Raw genomic sequence first — 7,038 nt, 5'->3', positions numbered from 1 at the left:
AACCGGTGGCGTATCTGACCGGCTCGCGCGGGTTCTGGACGCTGGATCTGGAAGTCTCGCCGGCGACGCTGATCCCGCGCGCCGACACCGAGACCCTGGTGGAGCTGGCGCTGGAACGGCTGGACCACACGCCCGGCCGCCGCGTCGCCGACCTGGGCACCGGCAGCGGTGCCATCGCACTGGCGATTGCCAGCGAGCGGCCGCAGGCCGCGGTGGTCGCCACCGATGCCAGTGCGGCCGCGCTCGCCATCGCCCGGCGCAATGCCGACAGGCATCGCCTATCGAATGTGCACTGCCGACACGGCAGCTGGTTTGCGCCGCTGGCCGGCGAGCAGTTCGACCTGATCGCCAGCAACCCGCCATACATCGCGGCCGGCGACCCGCATCTGGAACAGGGCGACCTGCGCCATGAACCGGCCAGCGCACTGGCCTCCGGCAAGGACGGGCTGGATGACATCCGGTTGATCGTGGCGCAGGCGCCCGGCCATCTGCGTACCGGCGGCTGGCTGCTGCTCGAGCATGGCTGGGACCAGGGCGCGGCGGTGGGCGAGCTGCTGCGCGTGCAGGGATTTGCGCAGGTGGCCACGCATCAGGACCTGGAACAGCGCGACCGGGTGACCCTTGGCCGCTGGGAGGCAGCCGCCACGCGCTGAGCCGCGTTGCCGCCACAGGTGCTCAACACCGGCCGCTCGGCGCCGGCATGCGCAGCGGTGCTGCGCCACAGAAGGGGCAGGCGGCAGCGGTGCCGCCGGTCGATACACTATGCGTTTTCGCCCAGGACCGACGCATGCGCACGCTCTATCCCGAGATCACGCCCTACGAGCAGGGCAGCCTGAAGGTCGATGACCGCCACACGCTGTATTTCGAGCAGTGCGGCAACCCGCAGGGCAAGCCGGTGGTCATGCTGCACGGCGGCCCGGGTGGCGGCTGCAACGCCAAGATGCGTCGCTTCCATGACCCGGCCAAGTACCGCATCGTGCTGTTCGACCAGCGTGGCTCGGGGCGCTCCACCCCGCATGCAGACCTCACCGACAACACCACCTGGGATCTGGTCGCCGACATCGAGCGCCTGCGCACGCACCTGGGCATCGACCGCTGGCAGGTGTTCGGCGGCAGCTGGGGCTCGACGCTGGCGCTGGCCTATGCGCAGACCCATCCGCAGCAGGTCACCGAGCTGGTGCTGCGCGGCATCTTCCTGCTGCGCCGGTTCGAGCTGGAGTGGTTCTACCAGGAAGGCGCCAGCCGCCTGTTCCCGGACGCCTGGGAGCACTACATCAATGCGATCCCGACCGCAGAGCGCGGCGATCTGATCGCGGCCTTCCATCGCCGCCTGACCAGCGACGACGAAGCCACGCGCCTGGCCGCGGCCAAGGCCTGGAGCGTGTGGGAAGGAGCCACCAGCTTCCTGCATGTGGACGAGGACTTCGTCACCGGGCACGAGGACGCGCACTTTGCGCTGGCGTTCGCGCGCATCGAGAACCACTACTTCGTCAACAACGGCTTCTTCGAGGTCGAAGGCCAGCTGCTGCGCGATGCGCACCGCATCGCCGACATCCCCGGCGTGATCGTGCACGGCCGCTACGACGTGGTCTGCCCGTTGCAAAGCGCCTGGGACCTGCACAAGGTCTGGCCGAAGGCGCAGCTGCAGATCAGCCCGGCCTCCGGGCATTCGGCATTCGAGCCGGAAAACGTCGATGCGCTGGTGCGTGCCACCGATGGGTTTGCCTGAGCCCGACGTCAGGGCAGCCGGGTCATGCCCTCGCATGACCCGTAGGAGCGCGCTCGCGCGCGATGGAGCGTTATCGGTGACGCCTCATCGCGCGCAAGCGCGCTCCCACTGTAATTGCCGACAGTGATGCCGGTTTCAGGGCAGCAGCAATGCCTGTGCCAATGGCGGCAGGATGCGTGCCAGGCGCTGTGCCCATGCGAGTTGCCCGGCCGCATCGGCGATCAGGTCCTGGCGGATCTCCAGCTCCACATGCGGCAGGCCGCGGCCTTCGCCATACACCGGAATCGCATAGTCGCTGGCATCGCTGACCGCATAGGGCTGGTTGTCGCCGACCACCAGATCCGGTTCGGCACGCAACGCCTGCAACAGGCGATGCGCCAGCCGGGTGTCGCGGTTGTACAGCACCCCGGCATGCCAGGGCCGCGCATGGCCGGCCATGATCGGGGTGAAGCTGTGCATCGACACCAGCAAGGTCGGTTGCTTGCGCTGCGCGCGTGCATCGAGTTCCGCCGCGATGCGTGCGTGGTACGGCGCGAAGATCTCGTCGATGCGCTGTCGCCGCGCCTCGGCCGACAGCTGCAGATTGCCGGGAATCGATGTGCCGTCGCTCATCTCGGGCATCAGCGTGGCGGACGCGTGCGGGCGGTTGCAGTCGACCACCAGCCGCGAATAGGTCTGGGCGATGGCAACGGCGTCCAGCGCATCGGCCAACAGCTGCGTGACCTGCGCAATGCCGATATCCCAGCCGATATGGCGGTCCAGCTCAACCTGCGGCAGGCCCAGATTGGCCAGCCGTGCCGGCACGCGCTGGCCGGCGTGGTCGGCGATCAACAGCCATGGCGAGGCGGCCTGCGCGTTGTGCACGGTAAACGGTGCCGGATCGTCGGGGCCAAGCAAGGGAGCGACGACAGCGTCAGCCACGTGGCGTGCCATCCAGTGCGTGATCGACCAGGTACAGACCTGCCCACAGCTTGGGGTCCATCTGATAGCCCTCGGCCATCTTCTGCACCAGCCAGCTGCCGACCTGCGCACGCGGAATCTCGTGCACGGTGATGTCTTCGCTGTCGTCGCCGCCGCCGGCGCCGACCCTGCTCAGCCCGGTGGCGCGCACGAAGGCGATCTTCTCGCTGCTGGCACCGGCCGAGGTGGGGCCGATCATCAGCACTTCGGCATGCTCGGCGGTCCAGCCGGTTTCTTCTTCCAGTTCGCGGATCGCCGACAGCTCGATCGACTCGCCCGCATGCACATCGCCTACCAGCCCGGCCGGCATTTCGATGGTGCGCGCCTGCAGCGGCACGCGGAATTGTTCGACGAACAACATCGCATCGTCCGGCGTCACCGCCACGATGATCGCGGCCAGGCCGCCGGCATGCACGCGCTCGGAATATTCCCAGGTGCCACGCACGACCATGCGCTGGTACTTGCCTTCGTAAACCACGGTGGGCGGGGTGTCGTGTCGGTTCATGGGGAGATGCCTTGAGACAGGGAGGCGGGAGGAGGGGGCAGTGCGGCGCCGTCGCACACGGCCAGCAGGCGCCGGCGTGTGAGCGGGCCGAAGCGCAGGCTGTCGCACAGCCCGATCAGCATGTCCGCGTCGGCGTGCGCGCGCGTGAAACCGGCATCGGTCAGGTCAAGCGGCGCGTCCAGCGCGATGGTGGTGAGCTGGCGCCACAGCAATGCGTGCTCGCGCTGTTCGCGCAACCGCACCGCCATCTGCGCGGCGCCGCGCAAGCGCAGGAACGGGATCTCGTCGATGCGCTCCAGCAGTGCGTCCAGGCTGCCGAAATGCGCCAGCAGCACGGCGGCCGACTTGGCGCCGATCCCGGTGATGCCGGGGATGTTGTCGATCGCGTCGCCGCACAGCGCCAGGTAGTCGGCGATCTGGTGCGCATGCACGCCATGCCGTGCCTTGACCCCGTCCATGCCCCAACGCAGGTTGCGTGCGTAATCCCATTGTTCGTCGTGTTCGAACAGCAATTGCGACAGATCCTTGTCGGCCGACACGATGACACCGCGCAGCCCCTGTGCGCGCACGCTGTGCAGGGCGCTGCCGATCAGATCGTCGGCCTCGTAGTCGCGGTGCGCCAGCACGCTCAGGCCCAGTGCGGCGCATAGCGCCTTGCAATGCGCAAACTGGCGACGCAACGCATCCGGCGCCGGCTCGCGGTTGCCCTTGTAGGCCGGGTAGATCGCATGCCGGAAGCAGCTGTCCAAGGCCTCGTCGAAGGCGATGGTGATGTGGTGCGGGCGCTCGCGTTCGAGCAGGTCCAGCAAGAAACGCGCAAACCCGTGCACCGCGTTGGTCGGCCAGCCTTGTGCATCCTGAAATTCGTCCGGGATCGAGTGCCAGGCGCGAAAGACATACAGGCTGGCATCGATCAGGTACAGCGGCTGCGGACGTGGCCCGCCCGGCAGCGCCGCGGCAATCGCACCGGGCAGGCTGCTCATGGGGTCCAGTCGCGCAGCAAGGTGCGCGGGTCCGGGCGCTCGCGCTCGGGCACCTGCATGCGTGGCGTGCCGATATGGATGAAACCGGCAACGCGTTCGTGTTGTTCCAGGCCGAGATAGCCGATGACTGCTGGGTCGTAGGCCATCCAGCCGCTCAGCCACTGTGCGCCGAAGCCGTGTGCCTGCGCAGCCTGCAGCAGCGCGAAACACACGCAGCCGGCGGTCAGCAGTTGTTCCTGCTCTGGGACCTTGTGCCCGGGACGCAGGGCGGCAATCACCACGATCACCAGCGGAGCGTCGCTGAAGCGGTTGCGGTCCTTCTCCACCACCGCCGGCGGCGCCAGCGGATCGGCGGCCTGAGTGCGCTCGGCGAGGAAGTCGCCCAGCGCATGCCGTGCCTCGCCACCGATGCGCAGGAAACGGAACGGCACCAGCTTGCCGTGGTCGGGCACGCGCACGGCCGATGTCAGCATGCGCAGCAAGGTGTCTTCATCCGGCCCGGGCTCACCCAGCTGTTTGGACGGGACCGAGCGACGCGCGTCCAGCGCCTGTAGCGAATACGGTGCGTGCATAAGTTGCGGTTCTGGTCGACGGGCAGGCGATTATAGACGGGCCCTTCCCAACGCCCGCCGCATGCTGGCCGGCCGGGTCAATGCCCGTAGCGTGGTCACCTCATGCCTCCCTCCTGGGTGGTTGGATGACCCGGTTCGCTGCCACCGGCCCGCGGCCCAGACGCAACCGCACCTGCTCGATCAGGTCTGCGACATCGTGCTGATCCCGCTGGCCGAGGCGTTTATCGAGGACGACGCCTTCTGCAGTGTGGTGCAGGGCGTGATCGACGGTCTGGACGCGTCCGTCAAGCTGAAGCCTTAACCCCCGCAGGCGTATAACGGGTGACGGCAGGCTCCACCGCAGCGTTGCGGGCTAGGATGTCGGCCTGACACGCAAACCCTGGGCGGTCACGAGTAAAGTGAGAATGGCGTCACATTTAACAAACGAGCGAAACGCCTACCATGCGGGGGCGGAATTTGGGGCCGCGTCTGTTTTTCCTCGTTTGGATATTTTCGCGCCTGCAGAGGCGGGGAGCCTTTGCGCATGACTTTTCAGCCCAGTCCGTCGGGACACCCGGGCCGTGACCAACGCTTGCTCGAACAGGCGCACGACGTGTTCGTGCCCGCGCTCGTGCAGGTGTTTGCAGCTGCAGTTGCACACTTCGATGATGTCCTGTTCGATCGCGCCGAGTCTGCGGGCACGTCACAGTTGCTGTTTCTCGACGGCATGCGCGAGCTGCGCCGCAGGCGCGAGGACGTGGCCACGCAATTCCGCCAGCAGCTGGAAGACGGCTGGCAGGCGCTGGTACTGGGTACACCGTTGTCGGCCGAAGTGGTGCTGGCAGGCGACATGGGCACCGGCCCGCTGAGTCTGGTGCCCGAGCACGTGCTCGAATCGCGGCTGGCAGTCCGCAATCTGGCGACCGTGCTGCTGCGCGATTTCAAGCAGGTGCTGTCGCGGGTGGACCGCCGGTTGGGCTGGATCGCCGGCGGCCTGGAACTGGTGGCCGACACCAACCCGATCGGTCCCGAACACCTGGGCGTGGCGATCCATGAGGCCTTTGCCACCTGCGATCTGGCGCCGGAAGTGCGTCTGGTCCTGATCAAGCTGTGCGAACGCGACCTGGCCGAGCCGATCGGCAAGCTGTACGCCCGCCTGGACGAGACGCTGGCCAAGGCCGGCGTGATGCCGGAAATGTCCCAGCCCAAACGCCCGCCGCCGCGCATGCCGTCACGCGGCGAGACGCCGGAAGAGCGCGCGCAGGCCGAGGCACAGGGCGGTAACGTTGAGATGGGCGGCGACGATCAGAACGACCAGTACGCGCCCGCCTGGGCCAACCGCTTCCTGGACCGCTGGGCGCATAGCCGCGGCCGCATGCAGGCGGCCGCACAGCGTGGCCATGCCGACGGTGCCGGCGGTGGCATGGAGGGCGATAGCGATCATCCCGGCGGCAGCCAGGGCATGCTGCTGGATGCGTTGCACGAGTTGTTGCAGCAGACCCGCAACGTGCGCGACAACGCCGCCTCTGCCGCGTCGGTGGCGGTAGGCCAGCAACGGCCGTTGAGCCAGCGCGAAATGATGTCGGTGCTGTCGTTGCTGCAGGCGACGCCGAGCGCGACGCTGCAGGCAGCGATCGGCGACGACAACGAGTCGCTCGCGCAGCGGTTGAAGAACGAGGTGCTCAACAGCGCCACGCGGCTGGGCGTGGACCCGGCCACCGCAAAACTCGACCCGATGGACGAGGATGCGATCGATCTGGTCGGCATGCTGTTCGACGTGATGCTGGACGAGCGCGATCTGGAAAGCCGCTCGCGCAAAATGATCGGCCGCCTGGTGGTGCCGTTCGTCAAGGTGGCGCTGCTGGACCGCAAGATGTTCGTGCAAAAGACCCACCCGGCGCGGCGCCTGCTCAATTCGCTGGCCGAGGCCTGCGAAGGCAACAACGGCGACAGTGCCGCCGAACGCGTGCTGATGGGCAAGGTCGAAGAAATCGTCGACCGCCTGGTGGCCGAGTTCAACGAGAACCTGGCGATCTTCCTGACCCTGGAAGAAGAATTCCGCGATTTCCTGTCGCAGCATCGGCGCCGTGTGGAAATTGCCGAGCGCCGCGCCACCGAGACCCAGCGCGGGCAGGAAAAACTCGAGCTGGCGCGTACCCGCGCGCTGGCGGAAATGGAGCAGCGCGTGCAGGCCGGTGCGCCGTTGCCCAAGGCACTGGAAGACTTCCTGCGCCAGCCGTGGCAGCACCATCTGACCATGGCGATCCTGCGCGACGGCGACGAAGGTCCCGGCACCGTGGAGGCGCTGGC

General features: G+C 67.6%; 8 protein-coding genes. 4 read left to right on the top strand and 4 right to left on the bottom strand.

Annotated elements, in window-relative coordinates; all coding sequences use genetic code 11:
- Both prmC and pip read left to right on the top strand, forming a co-directional pair.
- On the top strand, positions 1-653 hold a 653-nt coding region (prmC, locus tag OZ10_RS19890), incomplete at its 5' end, for a peptide chain release factor N(5)-glutamine methyltransferase (protein ID WP_039566793.1).
- Positions 654-787: 134 nt separating this feature from the next.
- Entirely contained in the window at positions 788-1,729 is a 942-nt protein-coding gene (gene pip, locus OZ10_RS19885; RefSeq protein ID WP_039410021.1) for a prolyl aminopeptidase, read from the top strand.
- 135 nt (positions 1,730-1,864) lie between these two features.
- Here pip and OZ10_RS19880 read toward each other — a convergent pair whose 3' ends face one another.
- The 4 genes from OZ10_RS19880 to OZ10_RS19865 are packed head-to-tail and all read right to left on the bottom strand — an operon-like array spanning position 1,865 to position 4,749.
- On the bottom strand, positions 1,865-2,662 hold the full coding sequence (locus OZ10_RS19880; protein ID WP_039566789.1) for an N-formylglutamate amidohydrolase: 798 nt from the start codon (positions 2,660-2,662) through the stop codon (positions 1,865-1,867).
- Positions 2,643-3,194 (bottom strand): NUDIX hydrolase, encoded by a 552-nt coding sequence (locus OZ10_RS19875; protein WP_039410027.1) that lies wholly within the window; start codon positions 3,192-3,194, stop codon positions 2,643-2,645. Before OZ10_RS19875 ends, OZ10_RS19880 begins: the two co-directional genes overlap by 20 nt.
- Positions 3,191-4,177 (bottom strand): 5'-3' exonuclease, encoded by a 987-nt coding sequence (locus tag OZ10_RS19870; RefSeq protein WP_039566787.1) that lies wholly within the window; start codon positions 4,175-4,177, stop codon positions 3,191-3,193. The genes OZ10_RS19875 and OZ10_RS19870 overlap by 4 nt, the downstream gene beginning before the upstream one ends.
- Positions 4,174-4,749, bottom strand: a complete 576-nt coding sequence (locus tag OZ10_RS19865; RefSeq protein WP_039566784.1) for a nitroreductase family protein — start codon at positions 4,747-4,749, stop codon at positions 4,174-4,176. The genes OZ10_RS19870 and OZ10_RS19865 overlap by 4 nt, the downstream gene beginning before the upstream one ends.
- 121 nt (positions 4,750-4,870) lie before the next feature.
- Between OZ10_RS19865 and OZ10_RS19860 the strand changes: the two genes are divergently transcribed.
- Both OZ10_RS19860 and OZ10_RS19855 read left to right on the top strand, forming a co-directional pair.
- Positions 4,871-5,050 carry a hypothetical protein gene (locus tag OZ10_RS19860; protein ID WP_039566782.1) on the top strand — a complete coding sequence of 60 codons (180 nt, stop codon included), beginning with the start codon at positions 4,871-4,873 and terminating at the stop codon, positions 5,048-5,050.
- A 222-nt stretch (positions 5,051-5,272) separates the two neighbouring features.
- Positions 5,273-7,038: DUF1631 domain-containing protein (locus OZ10_RS19855; RefSeq protein WP_039566792.1), on the top strand; the 1,766-nt coding region annotated here is incomplete at its 3' end.

It is taken from the genome of Xanthomonas cannabis pv. cannabis (genome assembly GCF_000802365.1).
Taxonomy (GTDB): domain Bacteria; phylum Pseudomonadota; class Gammaproteobacteria; order Xanthomonadales; family Xanthomonadaceae; genus Xanthomonas; species Xanthomonas cannabis.
The sequence above is the reverse complement of the archived record's forward strand: the minus strand, read 5'-3'. Positions and strand labels throughout refer to the sequence as shown.